Origin of the sequence: Pseudomonas sp. MWU12-3103b, assembly GCF_023100615.1 — a bacterium.
GTDB classification, from domain to species: domain Bacteria; phylum Pseudomonadota; class Gammaproteobacteria; order Pseudomonadales; family Pseudomonadaceae; genus Aquipseudomonas; species Aquipseudomonas putida_A.
Map to the genome: position 1 here is coordinate 310,443 of NZ_JALMEY010000002.1, position 15,269 is coordinate 325,711.

Annotated in this window: 11 protein-coding genes; 7 read left to right on the plus strand and 4 right to left on the minus strand. The window is 59.8% G+C overall.

Annotated elements, in window-relative coordinates; all coding sequences use genetic code 11:
* Window positions 1-2 precede the first annotated feature (2 nt).
* Both M0808_RS05270 and M0808_RS05275 read left to right on the plus strand, forming a co-directional pair.
* Window positions 3-233 carry a DUF4160 domain-containing protein gene (locus M0808_RS05270; protein ID WP_097086717.1) on the plus strand — a complete coding sequence of 77 codons (231 nt, stop codon included), beginning with the start codon at window positions 3-5 and terminating at the stop codon, window positions 231-233.
* The gene (locus M0808_RS05275) at window positions 221-718 is read left to right on the plus strand and encodes a helix-turn-helix domain-containing protein (protein ID WP_041070304.1); all 498 of its coding nucleotides are present in this window, start codon (window positions 221-223) and stop codon (window positions 716-718) included. Before M0808_RS05270 ends, M0808_RS05275 begins: the two co-directional genes overlap by 13 nt.
* On the opposite strand, the gene M0808_RS05280 is transcribed toward M0808_RS05275, so the two are convergent.
* Complete coding sequence (locus M0808_RS05280; protein ID WP_098967705.1) at window positions 715-1,791, minus strand: DUF748 domain-containing protein; 1,077 nt, start codon at window positions 1,789-1,791, stop codon at window positions 715-717. The two genes, M0808_RS05275 and M0808_RS05280, sit on opposite strands and share 4 nt — an antisense overlap.
* Before the next feature lie 127 nt (window positions 1,792-1,918).
* On the opposite strand from M0808_RS05280, the gene cysK reads away from it, so the two are divergent.
* The gene (gene cysK, locus M0808_RS05285) at window positions 1,919-2,893 is read left to right on the plus strand and encodes a cysteine synthase A (RefSeq protein ID WP_247840189.1); all 975 of its coding nucleotides are present in this window, start codon (window positions 1,919-1,921) and stop codon (window positions 2,891-2,893) included.
* A 184-nt stretch (window positions 2,894-3,077) separates the two neighbouring features.
* Window positions 3,078-4,016: an aspartyl/asparaginyl beta-hydroxylase domain-containing protein gene (locus M0808_RS05290; protein WP_027614536.1), complete on the plus strand. Its 939-nt coding sequence runs from the start codon at window positions 3,078-3,080 to the stop codon at window positions 4,014-4,016.
* A gap of 260 nt (window positions 4,017-4,276) precedes the next feature.
* Here the strand turns inward: M0808_RS05290 and M0808_RS05295 are convergent, their stop codons facing one another.
* Window positions 4,277-4,801 carry a hypothetical protein gene (locus M0808_RS05295; RefSeq protein WP_348773033.1) on the minus strand — a complete coding sequence of 175 codons (525 nt, stop codon included), beginning with the start codon at window positions 4,799-4,801 and terminating at the stop codon, window positions 4,277-4,279.
* 471 nt (window positions 4,802-5,272) lie between these two features.
* Here M0808_RS05295 and M0808_RS05300 point away from each other — a divergent pair, with 471 nt between their 5' ends.
* On the plus strand, window positions 5,273-6,136 hold the full coding sequence (locus M0808_RS05300; RefSeq protein ID WP_247840193.1) for a DMT family transporter: 864 nt from the start codon (window positions 5,273-5,275) through the stop codon (window positions 6,134-6,136).
* Between the two features lie 135 nt (window positions 6,137-6,271).
* Here the strand turns inward: M0808_RS05300 and M0808_RS05305 are convergent, their stop codons facing one another.
* Both M0808_RS05305 and M0808_RS05310 read right to left on the minus strand, forming a co-directional pair.
* On the minus strand, window positions 6,272-7,180 hold the full coding sequence (locus M0808_RS05305; RefSeq protein WP_098967709.1) for a DMT family transporter: 909 nt from the start codon (window positions 7,178-7,180) through the stop codon (window positions 6,272-6,274).
* An 85-nt stretch (window positions 7,181-7,265) separates the two neighbouring features.
* Entirely contained in the window at window positions 7,266-8,891 is a 1,626-nt protein-coding gene (locus M0808_RS05310; protein WP_247840195.1) for a methyl-accepting chemotaxis protein, read from the minus strand.
* 409 nt (window positions 8,892-9,300) lie between these two features.
* On the opposite strand from M0808_RS05310, the gene aceK reads away from it, so the two are divergent.
* Both aceK and hrpA read left to right on the plus strand, forming a co-directional pair.
* Entirely contained in the window at window positions 9,301-11,022 is a 1,722-nt protein-coding gene (gene aceK / locus M0808_RS05315) for a bifunctional isocitrate dehydrogenase kinase/phosphatase (protein WP_095138571.1), read from the plus strand.
* Between the two features lie 254 nt (window positions 11,023-11,276).
* Window positions 11,277-15,188 carry an ATP-dependent RNA helicase HrpA gene (gene hrpA, locus M0808_RS05320; protein WP_247840196.1) on the plus strand — a complete coding sequence of 1,304 codons (3,912 nt, stop codon included), beginning with the start codon at window positions 11,277-11,279 and terminating at the stop codon, window positions 15,186-15,188.
* The last annotated feature ends 81 nt before the right edge of the window (window positions 15,189-15,269 follow it).

Consider the following 15,269-nt stretch of genomic DNA (forward strand, 5'->3'; position numbering starts at 1 on the left):
GCATGACGACTAAATACCGATTTCGCGACAAATACCGCATTCAGTTACGTGAGAAGGATCACCCGCCACCCCATGTCCACTTGATCGGTGGCGGAGTGGACGTGATGCTGAGCCTTGAAACCGTCGAAGTCATGACGGGCAAGGCACCGCCGCTGATTATCAAGGAAGCGCTGGCTTGGGTTGCGGCTCATCAAGTGCAACTGCTGGAGGACTGGAAACGATGTTACCCATGAAAAGGCCTCGTCTGACGGCTGTGCAGGCGCTGTCAGGTTTTCGATTGAAACTGACCTTTATTGATGGTCAGGATCTGACCCTTGACCTGAGCCGAGACATCCACGCTTATCCAGGTCTGCAACCATTGCTTGATCCCGAAGTGTTTGCGGCTGCGACCCTTGACGACAATGGCTGGACGGTCGAATGGCTTGAGCCCGATATACAGATTGGCGCAGACACGCTTTATATGGATGCGCTGGCCCAAAACACTGTCGATGAAAACACTCGGATTTTCATCGATTGGCGTGCACGTACCGGACTCTCACTGAATCAGGCAGCCGAGGCGCTGGGTGTCAGTGCCCGCAGCATCAGCCGATACAGTAATGGGCGGGAGGCGGTGCCAAGGTCATTAGCCTTGGCTTGTCTTGGTTGGGACTCATTGCAGCAAAAGTCCACGCTGGCGGCTGAAGAATCTGGTCGATATGTCGTTAATCGTAAGAATTAGCCCGCATCCGGCTTCGGCCGCTCATACCGCGCATTGAAAGCCTGAATGAAGCCATTACGCAAAATCTGCAAAAACGCTTCGAACGCGCTGATGTTTTGCTGATGCACGTTGCCACTGAGTTCGACCTTGGTGGCGAACTGGTTTTTGGCCTGGTTCTTCAGCACGGTTTCCGTGCCGCCGACGATGGCCTCCCAGACTGAGCGGAAGATGCTCTTGTCCTTGTTCTCCACGTCCTGCTGCCAGTTGAACACTTCGACGTCGCGCAGCAGCGGTTTGATGTAGCCAGTGACCTGGGCTTTTTTCGCCTGGGCTTCGATGACCACGTCGCCGTGGCCGGCGTTGAAGTCGAACTTGCCGTAGGCCGAGGCGAAGTCGTTCATGCGCTTGAGTTCGATGTCGCGGGCGCGCAGGCGGAACTGGAAGTCCTCGAAATTGCTCAGCGGATCGAAAGTGGCCGTGGTTTCCAGTGGTGCGTGGCCGAGCAGCTTGGCCTTGCCTTCGAAGCGGGCATCGCGCTTGCCCTGTTTGTCGACCACGTTGGTCAGGTTGTAGATGCTCGCCTCGACGTTGCTGGCGTTCATGTTGACCGGCGGTTTGGAGTTGAAATTGCGGAAAGTGATCTTGCCGTCGTGGATCTGCACCTCGTCGAGAGTGATCGGCAGTAACTTGCCCAGTTGCGCCCGCCAGTCGGTGCCTTTACCAGTCTGCGAGTTCTGCTTGTTGGGGCCGCCATCGACGAAGTTGATCTCGGGATTGAAGAATTGCACCTGCGCCACCACGGCATGGTCGTACCACAGCGAATGCCAGCTGACCGCCAGATCGATCACCGGCGCGTTGACGAACGGCACCGGCACCTTGCCGTCGACCTTGACGATCTTCAGGCCGTTGATCCGGTAGGCGCCGCGCCACAGGGCCAGATCGACGTCGGTGACCTGGCCGCGGTAGTCACCCATGTCGGCCAGTTTGCCGTTCAGGTAATCGCGCACCACGTAGGGCAGGGCGATGTGCAGGGCGATCAGCAGCACAACCACGACGGCAAAAATCCCTATTGGCCAGCTATAACGACGCTTCATGGCAACAATTCCCGAACGATGTAAGCGATTGACTGTGGCGCGGCGCAGACGTTCGACCCGACTGGACTGCGCCAGGCAACAGGCATACCTTGGAACGCTGAATTCAACGCTGCATAAGGACCCAGCCATGAGCCGTATTTTCGCTGACAACGCCCATTCCATCGGCAACACGCCGCTGGTGCAGATCAACCGTATCGCGCCGCGTGGCGTGACCATTCTGGCCAAGATCGAGGGGCGCAACCCCGGTTATTCGGTCAAGTGCCGGATCGGCGCGAACATGATCTGGGACGCCGAAAGCAGCGGCAAACTCAAGCCGGGCATGACCATCGTCGAACCGACGTCGGGCAATACCGGCATCGGTCTGGCCTTCGTTGCCGCCGCCCGTGGTTACAAATTGATGCTGACCATGCCGGCATCAATGAGCATCGAGCGGCGCAAGGTGCTCAAGGCCCTCGGCGCAGAGCTGGTCCTGACCGAACCGGCCAAGGGCATGAAAGGCGCGATCGAGAAGGCTGCCGAAATTGTTGCCAGCGACACTGGCAAATACTTCATGCCGTCGCAGTTCGATAACCCGGCCAACCCGGCGATCCACGAAAAAACCACCGGCCCGGAAATCTGGAACGACACCGATGGCGCCGTCGATGTGCTGGTGGCTGGCGTCGGGACCGGTGGAACCATCACCGGCGTTTCGCGGTATATCAAGAATACCCAGGGCAAACCGATTCTGTCGGTGGCAGTGGAGCCGGTGTCTTCGCCGGTCATCAGCCAGGCGCTGGCGGGTGAAGAGATCAAGCCGAGCCCACACAAGATTCAGGGGATTGGCGCGGGTTTCGTGCCGAAGAACCTCGATCTGTCGATGGTCGACCGGGTGGAGCAGGTCACTGACGACGAGTCCAAGGCCATGGCGCTGCGCCTGATGCAGGAAGAAGGAATTTTGTGCGGTATCTCTTGCGGCGCGGCCATGGCCGTAGCGGTGCGCCTGGCCGAGAAACCGGACATGCAGGGCAAGACCATCGTGGTGATTTTGCCGGACTCCGGTGAGCGCTATCTGTCGAGCATGCTGTTCAGCGATCTGTTCACCGAGCAGGAGAATCAGCAGTAGTCGAATTGACTCAGATCAGCCAGGGTTCAGGATCGTTATGCTAATAAATGCTTTGTTGCGCAATTCTTAACACTGAATCTTGGGTTCAGCGGGTTTTTCCCGAGGCCGGTAGTGTTTATCATGGCCGGCTGCCATGCCGGGTAATGGGCATTGCGCAGCGTTGTCTTTATTCAAGGAGTCGTTGATGACCTTTTCGTTAGCCGCCAAGGTGTTGGTGTTGCTGCTGTTTGTGGGCAGCATCCTCTATGTGCATTTGCGCGGCAAGGCGCGTCTGCCGGTACTGCGTCAGTTCGTCAACCACTCGGCGCTGTTCGCCCCGTACAACGCGCTGATGTACCTGTTCTCCGGCGTTCCCTCCAAACCGTATCTGGATCGCAGCAAGTTTCCGGAGCTGGATGTGTTGCGCGATAACTGGGAAACCATTCGCGACGAAGCCATGCACCTGTTCGACGAGGGCTACATCCGCGCCGCCGAGAAGAACAATGACGCCGGTTTCGGCTCGTTCTTCAAAAAAGGCTGGAAACGTTTTTACCTCAAGTGGTACGACAAACCGCTGCCGTCGGCCGAAACCCTGTGCCCGAAGACCGTGGCGCTGGTCAGTGCGATCCCTAACGTCAAAGGCGCGATGTTCGCGCTGTTGCCGGGTGGCAGCCATCTGAACCCGCACCGTGACCCGTTTGCCGGCTCGCTGCGTTATCACTTGGGCCTGTCGACACCGAACTCCGACGATTGCCGGATCTTCGTTGATGGTCAGGTCTACGCCTGGCGCGACGGTGAAGACGTGATGTTCGATGAGACCTACGTGCACTGGGTCAAGAACGAGACCGAACAAACCCGCGTCATCCTGTTCTGTGATGTCGAACGCCCGCTGAGCAACCGCCTGATGACCCGCATCAACCGCGCCATCAGCGCCTGGCTGGGACGTGCCACCGCCCCGCAGAACCTTGATGACGAACGTGTCGGCGGTATCAATCAGGCTTACGCCTGGAGCAAGAACTTCAGCGACCGGTTCAGCGGCGTGGTCAAACAGTGGAAACGCCGCAATCCCAAGGCCTACCGCATCCTGCGTCCGGTATTGGCAGTGGTAGTGTTGACGTTGCTGGGGTATTGGCTGTTTGGTTGAAGCCGGATGTTGAAATGAAAAAACCGCTCCTTGTGAGCGGTTTTTTGTTTGCTGATAAGTCTACAGTCGGCCAGCGGCGAGTACACTCGGCTCTTCGCTTTCAGTGCCTGTTATCAGTAACTGCAGCAGACGCCTCTGACTCGCAGTGAGCATTACCTCACCGGTTTTTTTGACGAGAGGAAGTGTGTCTTTTCTGGAGGAAGGCTTTTTGGTTGATTTGCTCATTTCTCCACCAGTGTTGATCGTTAATTGAACAGTTTTCACGATACTAGGTTCTCCAGGGTTTTGACAAGGCGGCCACCAGCGTCGAAGCCGAAGCCAAGCTCTTGATAGTGGGAAATCGCGCCCTTCAAAGGTTCTTGGATCTCGAGAACCTTGCTGCCAATGAGTTGGGCGTATTGTTCAATCACAATCATCGCCAGCGCCCCGATACGTCTTTTTAACGGATGGAACTCATAGGGGCGTCCCTCCAGACGCACAATTCGAATTCTGTTTTTGCTGGCATTTGGATTTGCGAAACACAGCCCGCAAAGTTCCTCTCCAAACCAGATAGCGATGTCCAGAGATAAGGGCTCTCGACCTTTCCACTCAATGACCTCATTCCAGCAAAAGTGCTGGTCTCTCCAGAGAGTTGATGCCTGTAGTGCTTGTTGGTCGATAGGTTCGAAACGTACTTTCGACAAATCGATGGCAGTCGGACCATGGTTTTCCAACTGAAGCTGTAGTTGAAGAGTAACGAAAGCAGCCTGCTTCCTCGCCTCTGACCGATACAACTGATACCGCAAATTCGTCCGTTCCCTTGGCATGTGATCCCGAGCATTCCCTGTCTCCCCATCAATTGGCCTATCCGTTGCTCATCAGCCTATGCGCCTGCCATCGAGCTGTCCCTGCTGACCCTTTGTCCAAATCATTGCAATCCATGTCCCGCGCTGGTTATAGTCGACGCTCGTGAACCCAGTGATTCACGTTTCAAACCCTTCAAAAAAGATCAGTCCCAATGCCTGCATCCCTCATCAACGCGGTAGTCGATTCAGCGGTCAACGCTGGCGTCGTGCCGTGCGGGAATCAGCAGCCTGGGCAGATCAGTCATTACCCTCCACCTGTCAGTAGCACGCCGGTGTGCGCCGTCGTATCACCGCCGGGCGTTGGCGTTTCGGGCTGATCGGCATTCTCTGCTGACCCCTGCGCCCGCCAGAACAACTACTGAATTTCAGCTACGGCTGAGTTGGCTATTTGCCTGACTACAGGTGGTATTCATGTTTGTCCTTTCGAAAAAGTCCGCGCTCGCGGCGACGTCCACGAGCCTGTTCGTTCTGCTGTGGAGCAGCGGGGCGATCTTCTCCAAATGGGGCCTGGCCCATGCGTCACCTTTTGCCTTTCTGCTGATGCGCTTTGTGATCGCACTGTGCGGGCTGCTGTTGTTGACGCCGCTGCTCAAGTTGAAGCTGCCCAAGGGCGGTCGGCCGATGCTGTTTGCGATTGCAACGGGCGTGGTGTTGTTGGGGGCGTATCAGATTTTCTATCTGCTGGCCCTGAACACCAGAGTCACGCCGGGGGTGATGGCGACCATCATGGGCGTACAGCCGATCCTCACTGTCGTGTTGATAGAGCGGCAGCGCTCGGCGAGCCGGATGCTCGGCCTCGCGCTGGGGCTGGCCGGGCTGATCATGGTGGTTTATCAGGGGATCGGACTGGCGGGGATGTCCTGGGCAGGGATGCTGTTCGGTCTGTTGGCGCTGGCGAGCATGACGGTGGGCTCGATCATGCAGAAACGCATCACCGACAATCCCCTCGGCACATTGCCGGTGCAGTATCTGGCCGGGCTGTTGTTGTGCGGGATATTTGTGCCATTTCAGCCGTTCCACTTTGAACAGAGCACGGGTTTCATCGTGCCGGTGTTGTGGATGGGACTGGTGGTGTCGGTGTTGGCGACACTGTTGCTGTATCGCCTGATCGCCCGGGGCAATCTGGTGAATGTCACCAGTCTGTTCTATCTGGTGCCGGCGGTGACGGCGGTGATGGATTACCTGATTTTCGGCAATCGTCTGGCGGCGTTGAGTGTGCTGGGGATGCTGTTGATCATCGTCGGGCTGGCGTTTGTGTTCCGTAAAACTGCTTGAAAACCTTCAGGCCAACCCGGGCATTTTCAGTGTCTGGGCCGGCCTCTTCGCGAGCAAGCCCGCTCCCACAATTGGAATGCATTCCTCCTGTGGGAGCGGGCTTGCTCGCGAAGACTGACTTGTTAACGCCGCAAATCAGCGGACGGTTACGGCAGCGGGCTTCACCACCGCAGGCTTCAACACCAGCCACAACGCCAGCGCAATCAACACCCCGCCATACAGGTGCGCCATCGACAACGGCTCATCCAGCAGCAACGCGCCCCACAACACGCCGAACGCCGGGATCATGAAGGTCACGGTCATCGATTTGACCGGGCCGATGGAGCTGAGCAGGCGGAAATAGATGATGTAGGCGAACGCCGTGCAGCCCAGACCCAGGCCCAGCAGCGACAGCCAGACATTCCACCCACCCCAGCTTGCCGGAGGGGCGGTGATCACGCTGTAGCCGAACAGTGGCAACAGAAACAGCGAGGCGCCGAGCATGCTGCCCACGGCCGAGAGACGACTGTCGAGCCCGCCGCTGTGATCCAGCCAGCGCCGCGTGAGGAACCCGGCGAAGCCGTAGCAAGTGGTAGCGAGCAGGCAGGCGAGGGCGCCCATCAGCAATTGCAGATCGAACGCGACCGGACCTGCGCGCGTCAGCACGCCGACACCGAACAAGCCGAGAAACACTCCGGTCAGCTTCGCGACAGTGAGTTTTTCGCTGAAAAACAGCCCGCCAATCAACACGCCCATCAACGGCGTGGTGGCGTTGAAGATTGCCGAGTAACCGGCCGGCAACACCTGCGCTGCCACTGAATACAACGTCGCCGGAATCCCCGAGTTGATAACGCCCAGCAACATCACCGTTTTCAGTTTGCCCTTGAAATCCCAGCTGATGCGCATCAGCCCGAGAATCACCAGCAGACCGACGGCAGCAATCGACACCCGAAAGAACGCGGTCGGAATAGTGCCGATCACCGGCGCAATAATGCGCATGAACAGGAAGCTCGCGCCCCAGATGGCTGCCAGCGACAGCATGCGGAAAATATCGACAGCGCTCACGATGGCACTCCTTCCTTGATCGGGACGAGAGTGTTGCCGAGCGCCCTGTCGATGGCAACCGTCAATCGGGCATTTAATTTTTCATTCAGAGCACGAAGCGCGTCACCAGGCCGTTGAGGTCGATCGCCAGGCGCGACAGTTCCTGACTGGCAGCGGAGGTCTGGGTAGCGCCGGCGGCGGTCTGGGTCGAGAGATCGCGGATGGTCACCAGATTCTGATCAACCTCGCGCGCCACCAGCGCTTGCTGCTCGGCCGCGCTGGCGATCACCAGGTTGCGCTGGTTGATCTGCGAGATCGACGCGGTGATTTTCTCCAGTGCCTGACCGGCACTGTTCGCCCGGCGGAGTGTGTGGCTGGCTTGCTCGGCACTGCTTTGCAAGGCGCCGACGGTGGCGCCGGTGCCTTGCTGGATGCTGCTGATCATCAGCTCGATTTCTTCGGTGGAGTTCTGCGTGCGTTGCGCCAGCGAACGCACTTCATCGGCGACCACCGCAAAACCGCGTCCGGCCTCACCCGCGCGCGCCGCTTCGATGGCGGCGTTGAGCGCCAGCAGGTTGGTTTGCCCGGCGATGCCGCGAATCACCTCCAGCACCTTGCTGATGTCCTGAGCCTGAGTGGCGAGGCCTTCGGCCTGCTCCGACGCACCGAGCACCGCGCTGACCAGTTCCTGAATCGAGCTGATGGTCTCGCTGACCTGCACATGCCCGTGTTTGCTGTCCTCGTTCGAGGCTTCGGAGGCCTCGGCGCTGGACACTGCGTTGGCCGCAACTTCATCCACCGCCGTGCTCATCTCGGTGACGGCGGTGGCGGCCTGTTCGATCTGATCGTTCTGCTGCTGCAGGCCACGGGTGCTTTGCTCCATCACCGAGCTCATTTCTTCGGCGGCGGAGGCCAGTTGCTGCGCCGATTCGCTGATGCCACGGATGGTCGAGCGCAGGTTGTTCTGCATCTCGGCGAGGGCGCTGAGCAACTGCGCCGCCTCATCGCTACCGTGATCGGCAATCTGGCCGCTGAGGTCGCCGGCGGCAATTTTTTGCGCGACGGACAGGGCCTGATTGATCGGTGCGGTGATGCTGCGGGTCAGCAGCCAGGCCAGCAGCAGGGTAGCGATCAGGGCGACAACGATGATGGTCGCGACAATCCACAGCGCCTGCTGATAAACCCCGGCAGCAGCTTCGGCGGCGCTGTCGGCGCCTTGCTGGTTGAAGCTGATGATCTGCTCCAGCGCCTTGTCGAGGATCCGGCCCTGTGGCGCCAGTTCATTGTTCAGACGGGCATAGGCCTGTTCACTTTGCCCGGCGTCGATCTGAGTGATGATCTGGTCCAGGATGCTCATGTACTTGGCGACGTCGCTATTCAAACCGTCGAGCATCGCCCGTTCCGCATCGCTGGCCAGTAGAGCGGTGTGGTCCTTCAGGCGCTTCGACAATTCTTCGCGTTGCACCTTGATGATGCCTTTGCTTGTGTCGCGTACCGCCGGCTGGGTGCTGGTGATCAGGCGCAGGGATTCGAGGCGGATGTTGGCGATGTTCGCCGCCGCATCGTGAATGCTCTCGATGCTGGGCATCCACGATTCCTCGATCACCGTTGCGCTCTCACGCAGATTTTTCATCTGGCCCAGACCGAACAGGCCGACCACCACCAGCAGGGCGGCCAATACGGCAAAACTCAAACTGGCGCGCAAACCGATGCGCAGATTGCGGATAGACATCAATGTGCTCCTTGATCTATGAGGGAGAGGTCGTCCTCGTGGGCCGAGGATCTTGTTGTGAGGCGGGTGCTGGCGGGCTGTATATCAAAGTGCCACTATTTTGGTAAGACCAATCTGTGAGCAGTTCATCTCTTTCATCGACAGGCAGGAACGCAGCGGTAAAACCGCGAGCCAGAGCGGCGGGGCATTGATTGGATCCGAATCCCAGTGAATTCGCGGGCTGGCGCGGTGCGTCAGGCGAGACCGGCAGGGCGGTTAATTGACCGAACGGTCGACTCAAAAAACTTTGATAAAAACTGTGTCTCTGTACAACCCTGCCGCGCTTTTGGCAGAAATTGCACTTCTCCTGCGCGTGCATCCGTGGCTAAGCTCAGGCACAGATTTCCACTTGCACGCCGAGGTCTCATCTATGCCGCAGCAATGGCCAGCCACCGACATCGCCCGCATGATCCTCGATGGCTTTGACGATTACCGCGAGCATTTCCGGCGGATCACCGACGGTGCGCGCGAGCGCTTCGAGCAGGCGCGCTGGCAGGAGACGCAGACCGCGTCGGCAGCGCGGATCAATCTCTACGAAGAAAAGGTCGGCGAAACCATCGCCCGCCTGCGCGAGCATTTCGACGACGAGACGCTGATGAATGTCGGCAGTTGGCCGTTGGTGAAAAGTGCTTACATCAGTGTCATCGACCTGCGCTTCGACGATGAACTGTCCGAGACCTGGTACAACTCGATTTTCTGCGGGCTGTTCAGTCACGACCTGATCAGCGACGGCTGCATGTTCATCCACACCACCCGGCCGAGCCTGCGCCGCGCCCGGGCCGCACAAACCCGCACCTACAAGCCGCAGGGCCAATTGTCATCAATGCTCGCCAGCATCTTTGCCGACTACCGCTTCAGCGAGGATTACGCCGATTTGCCCGGCGACCTGCAGCGCCTCGAGTCGCAACTGCGCGAGAACCTGCCGGACTGGGTGTGCAAGGATCCGGAGCTGAGCGTCGAGCTGTTTTCCTCGGTGCTGTACCGCAACAAGGGCGCGTATCTGGTCGGGCGTATCTACACCCGCGACGAGCAGTGGCCGCTGGTGATTCCATTGCTGCACCGCGAGGGCCGCGGGATTCAGATCGATGCGCTGATCACCGACGAAGCCGATGTGTCGATCATCTTCTCCTTCACCCGTTCGTATTTCATGGTCGATGTGCCGGTGCCGGCGGAGTTCATCGGTTTCCTGCGGCGTATCCTGCCGGGCAAGCACATCGCTGAGCTGTACACCTCGATCGGTTTCTACAAGCACGGCAAATCCGAGTTCTACCGGGCGCTGATCAATCACCTGGCCAACACCGACGACCAGTTCATCATGGCCCCCGGCGTGCGCGGCATGGTCATGAGCGTGTTTACCCTGCCGGGCTTCAACACCGTGTTCAAGATCATCAAGGACCGTTTCTCGCCGTCGAAAAACGTCGACCGGGCGACGGTGATCGAAAAGTACCGACTGGTGAAAAGTGTCGACCGGGTCGGGCGCATGGCCGATACCCAGGAGTTCGCCGACTTCCGCTTTCCGCTGAGCAAGTTCGATCCGGCGTGCCTGGAAGAACTGCTCGAGGTCGCGCCGTCGACGGTCTCGGTCGAAGGCGATACGGTGCTGATCCGCCACTGCTGGACCGAACGCCGCATGACCCCGCTCAACCTCTATCTGGAAAACGCCAACGAAGCCCAGGTGCGCGAGGCACTGGAGGATTACGGCCTGGCGATCAAACAACTGGCAGCGGCCAACATCTTTCCCGGCGACATGCTGTTGAAGAACTTCGGCGTCACTCGTCACGGCCGAGTGGTGTTCTACGACTACGACGAGATCTGCTTCCTGACCGAAGCGAACTTCCGCCACATCCCCGCGCCGCGCACCCCCGAAGACGAAATGGCCTCGGAACCGTGGTACTCGATCGGGCCGCTGGATGTGTTCCCGGAAGAGTTTCCGCCGTTCCTGTTCGCCGATGCCGGGCAGCGCAAACTGTTCGATCAACTGCATGGCGAGTTGTACAACGCCGATTACTGGAAGGGCCTGCAGGAGGCGATTCGCGCCGGCAAAGTCATCGATGTCTTCCCATACCGTCGCAAAGGCCTCGATAACGAGTAACTCCCAGTGAACACATTGTGGTGAGGGGATTTATCTTGTGGCGAGGGGATTTATCCCCGATGGGGTGCGAAGCCCCCCCAAAAAACCATTCAACTCAGACGCTTCAGAGCGACTTTCATATCCAGTCGGCGACTGCTGCGCAGCCGATCGGGGATAAATCCCCTCGCCACAAGAGCACCTCGCAGTCGTGTTCAGTGATGCAAATCTGCGACAATCGCCCCCCTGCATAAACAGACGACCGAATTGCGTACCCGATGACCGACGAATCGCCCTCCATCGACAAACTGCTGAAAAACCTCGATCACGCCATGCTCGCCGACCGTCACCGGCTGCGGCGGCAGTTGCTCGAGCTGCGCAAGAAACCCGACGAGGCCAAACTGGCCCAGTGGTTGGCGCGCATGCAGGCGTCCTGTGATCAGGTGCTGGCGCGCCGTGCCAGCCTGCCGGTGATTCGTTACGACGACAGCCTGCCGATTGCCGCCAAGCGTGACGAAATCAAGGCGGCGCTGGAGAAGCATCAAGTGCTGATCATCGCCGGCGAAACCGGCTCGGGGAAAACCACCCAGTTGCCGAAAATCTGCCTGGAAATCGGTCGCGGCCAGCATGGCTTGATCGGCCATACCCAGCCACGCCGAATCGCTGCGCGCAGCGTCGCCAGCCGGGTGGCCGAAGAACTCGGCACACCGCTCGGTTCGCTGGTCGGCTATCAGGTGCGCTTCGAGGATCAAAGCGATTCCAACACCCTGATCAAGCTGATGACCGACGGTATTTTGCTGGCGGAAACCCAGAATGATCGTTATCTGGAACGCTACGACACGATCATCGTCGACGAAGCCCACGAGCGCAGTCTCAACATCGACTTCCTGCTCGGTTACCTGAAAACTCTGCTGCCGCGTCGCCCGGACCTGAAGGTCATCATCACTTCGGCGACCATCGATCTGGAGCGCTTCTCCAAGCATTTCGATGATGCGCCGATCGTCGAGGTGTCCGGTCGCACCTTCCCGGTAGACACCTGGTATCGCCCGCTGACCCTGGAGCAGGATGAAGAGGGCAACCGTGTCGAAGACGACCTGACCGTGGATCAGGCGATCCTCGCCACCCTCGATGAAATTGCCGCCTACGAGCGTAGCGAACGCCGCAGTCCCGGCGATGTGCTGGTGTTCCTGCCCGGCGAGCGCGAGATCCGCGATGCCGCCGACATGCTGCGCAAGGCCCAGCTCAAACACACGGAAATCCTGCCGCTGTACGCGCGCCTGTCGCCGGCCGAACAGCAGCGGATTTTCCAGTCGCATCCGGGGCGCCGCGTAGTGCTGGCGACCAACGTCGCCGAGACCTCGCTGACCGTGCCGGGCATCCGCTACGTGATCGACAGCGGCACCGCGCGCATCAGTCGCTACAGCTACCGCGCCAAAGTGCAACGTCTGCCGATCGAGGCGATTTCCCAGGCCAGCGCCAATCAGCGTAAAGGTCGTTGCGGCCGGGTCGAGCCGGGCATTTGCGTGCGCTTGTACAGCGAGGAAGATTTCCTCGGTCGTCCGGAATTCACCGATCCGGAGATTCTGCGCACCAACCTCGCCGCCGTTATCTTGCAGATGCTGCACCTGCGCCTCGGTGAGATCACCGCGTTCCCGTTCATCGAGCCGCCGGACGGCAAGGCGATCAGCGACGGTTTCAACCTGCTGCAAGAGCTCTCGGCGGTGGATCGCAACAGCCAGCTGACCCCGCTCGGTCGCCAACTGGCGCGTCTGCCGGTGGACCCGCGCATGGGCCGCATGCTGCTGGAAGCGGCAAAACTCGGCAGCTTGCAGGAAGTGCTGATCGTCGCCAGCGCCATGTCGATTCAGGACCCGCGCGAGCGTCCGCCGGAGCGTCAGCAAGCAGCCGATCAGGCCCACGCACAATGGAAAGACAGCGATTCGGACTTCGCCGGACTGGTCAATCTGTGGCGCGGTTTTGAAGAGCAGCGTCAGGCGCTGACCGCCAGTCCGCTGCGTAACTGGTGCCGGAAGAATTTCCTCAACTACCTGCGTCTGCGCGAGTGGCGTGATTCCCATCGTCAGTTGAGCCTGATCTGCCGCGACATGCAGCTCAGCCTCAATAAAGAGCCGGCGGATTACCCGAAACTGCACAAGGCGGTGCTGGTCGGCCTGCTCAGCCAGATTGGCCAGAAAACCGAGGACGGCGATTACCTTGGCGCCCGTCAGCGGCGCTTCTGGATTCATCCGTCATCGGGCATTGGCAAGAAGCGTCCGCAGTGGCTGATGACCGCCGAACTGGTGGAAACCACCAAGCTCTACGCGCGCATGGTCGCCAAGATCGATGCCGACTGGATCGAGCCGCTGGCCGGGCACCTGATCAAGAAAAACCATTTCGAACCGCACTGGGAGAAGAAGCGCGGCCAGGTCGTGGCCTACGAGCAGATCACCCTGTTCGGGCTGATCGTGGTGGGTCGCCGCCCGGTGCATTACGGCCCGGTGGATCCGCTGGTCTCGCGCGAGCTGTTTATCCGTGAAGGTCTGGTGCGTGGCGAGATTCAGTCGAAAGCCAAGTGCCTGACCGCCAACAAGCAGTTGCTCGAACAGCTCGACGAACTGGAAGCCAAGGCTCGGCGCCGCGACATTCTCGCCGACGAAGAAACCCTCTACGCGTTCTACGATGCGCGCTTGCCGACGGAGATTCATCAGACCGCGACGTTCGACAGCTGGTATCGGGTCAACAGCCAGAAAGACCCGCAATTGCTGATCATGCGCGAAGAAGACGTGCTGGCCCGCGAGGCCAGTGAGGTCACCGCGCGCGACTACCCGGACACGCTGCACATCGGTGATCTGGAACTGGCGCTCAGTTATCACTTCGAACCCAATCACCCGCGCGACGGCGTGACCCTGCGCGTGCCGGCACCGCTGCTGCCGATGCTGCCACCGGAACGTCTGGAATGGCTGGTGCCGGGGCTGATCGAGGCCAAGTGCATTGCGCTGGTGCGCAATCTGCCGAAAGCCTTGCGCAAGAACTTCGTGCCGGTACCGGATTTCATCAAGGCGGCGTTGCAGCGCATGACCTTCGCCGAGGGCTCGCTGCCGCAAGCGCTCGGTCGCGAGTTGCTGCGCATGACCGGTGCACGCGTCAGCGATGAAGCATGGGCGGAAGCGGCGCAGCAGGTCGAAGGCCATCTGCGGATGAACCTGGAAATCGTCGACGGCCAGGGCAAGTTCCTCGGCGAGGGCCGCGACCTGGCCGAGCTGACCGCGCGTTTTGCCGAAGCCAGCCAGGCGGCTTTGGCGGTGCCGCAGAGTGCGAAAAGTCAGCAACCGGTGGAGGCCAAGGTCTTCGCCCCGGTGGCGGAAAAGACCCAGCAGAAGATCGCCGGATTGTCGATGACGGTCTATCCGGCGCTGGTGGAGGAGGGCGGCACGGTCAAGGAAGGGCGGTTCTCGACGCCGGCCGAAGCCGAGTTCCAGCATCGTCGCGCCTTGCAGCGGCTGCTGCTGCAGCAACTGGCGGAACCGGCAAAATTCCTGCGCAGCAAACTGCCGGGCATCACCGAGTTGGGCCTGCTCTATCGCGAGTTGGGCCGAGTGGATGCGCTGGTCGAAGACATTCTGCTGGCCAGTCTCGACAGCTGCATTCTGGACGGCGAAGACCCGTTGCCGCGTGACGGCGCCGGGCTCGCCGCATTGGCCGAACGCAAACGCGGCAGCTGGACCGAGCATGCCGAGCGCGTGGCGCGGCTGACGCTGGAGATCCTCAAACTGTGGCACGGCCTGCAAAAGCGCTTCAAGGGCAAGATCGATCTGGCGCAGGCTGTGGCGCTGAATGACATCAAGCAACAAATCAGCAATCTGGTGTACCCGGGGTTCGTCCGGGAAACGCCGATGCAATGGCTCAAGGAGTTGCCGCGCTATCTGAAGGCGGTCGAGCAACGTTTCGAGAAACTCGGCGCGCAGGTGCAGAAGGACCGGGTCTGGAGCGGTGAACTGGCCGGCCTCTGGGCGCAATACCAGACCCGTGCCGCCAAGCATGCCCAGGAAGGCAAACGCGATCCGCAGCTTGAGCTGTACCGCTGGTGGCTGGAAGAGTACCGGGTATCACTGTTCGCCCAGCAATTGGGGACAAAAGTGCCGATCTCGGACAAACGGCTGAGCAAGCAGTGGAGTCAGGTCGAGGCCTGACAGTGAGCCTTACACAATCCCTTGTAGGAGTGAGCCTGCTCGCGATTGCGGTGTGTCAGTCACCGTAATACTGACTGACAC

Bases quoted from the DNA above. Each gene is read 5' to 3' on its own strand.
- M0808_RS05270 (WP_097086717.1), top strand. From the start codon at position 3: ATGACGACTAAATACCGATTTCGCGACAAATACCGCATTCAGTTACGT.
- M0808_RS05275 (WP_041070304.1), top strand. From the start codon at position 221: ATGTTACCCATGAAAAGGCCTCGTCTGACGGCTGTGCAGGCGCTGTCA.
- M0808_RS05280 (WP_098967705.1), bottom strand. From the start codon at position 1,791: ATGAAGCGTCGTTATAGCTGGCCAATAGGGATTTTTGCCGTCGTGGTT.
- cysK (WP_247840189.1), top strand. From the start codon at position 1,919: ATGAGCCGTATTTTCGCTGACAACGCCCATTCCATCGGCAACACGCCG.
- M0808_RS05290 (WP_027614536.1), top strand. From the start codon at position 3,078: ATGACCTTTTCGTTAGCCGCCAAGGTGTTGGTGTTGCTGCTGTTTGTG.
- M0808_RS05300 (WP_247840193.1), top strand. From the start codon at position 5,273: ATGTTTGTCCTTTCGAAAAAGTCCGCGCTCGCGGCGACGTCCACGAGC.
- M0808_RS05310 (WP_247840195.1), bottom strand. From the start codon at position 8,891: ATGTCTATCCGCAATCTGCGCATCGGTTTGCGCGCCAGTTTGAGTTTT.
- aceK (WP_095138571.1), top strand. From the start codon at position 9,301: ATGCCGCAGCAATGGCCAGCCACCGACATCGCCCGCATGATCCTCGAT.
- hrpA (WP_247840196.1), top strand. From the start codon at position 11,277: ATGACCGACGAATCGCCCTCCATCGACAAACTGCTGAAAAACCTCGAT.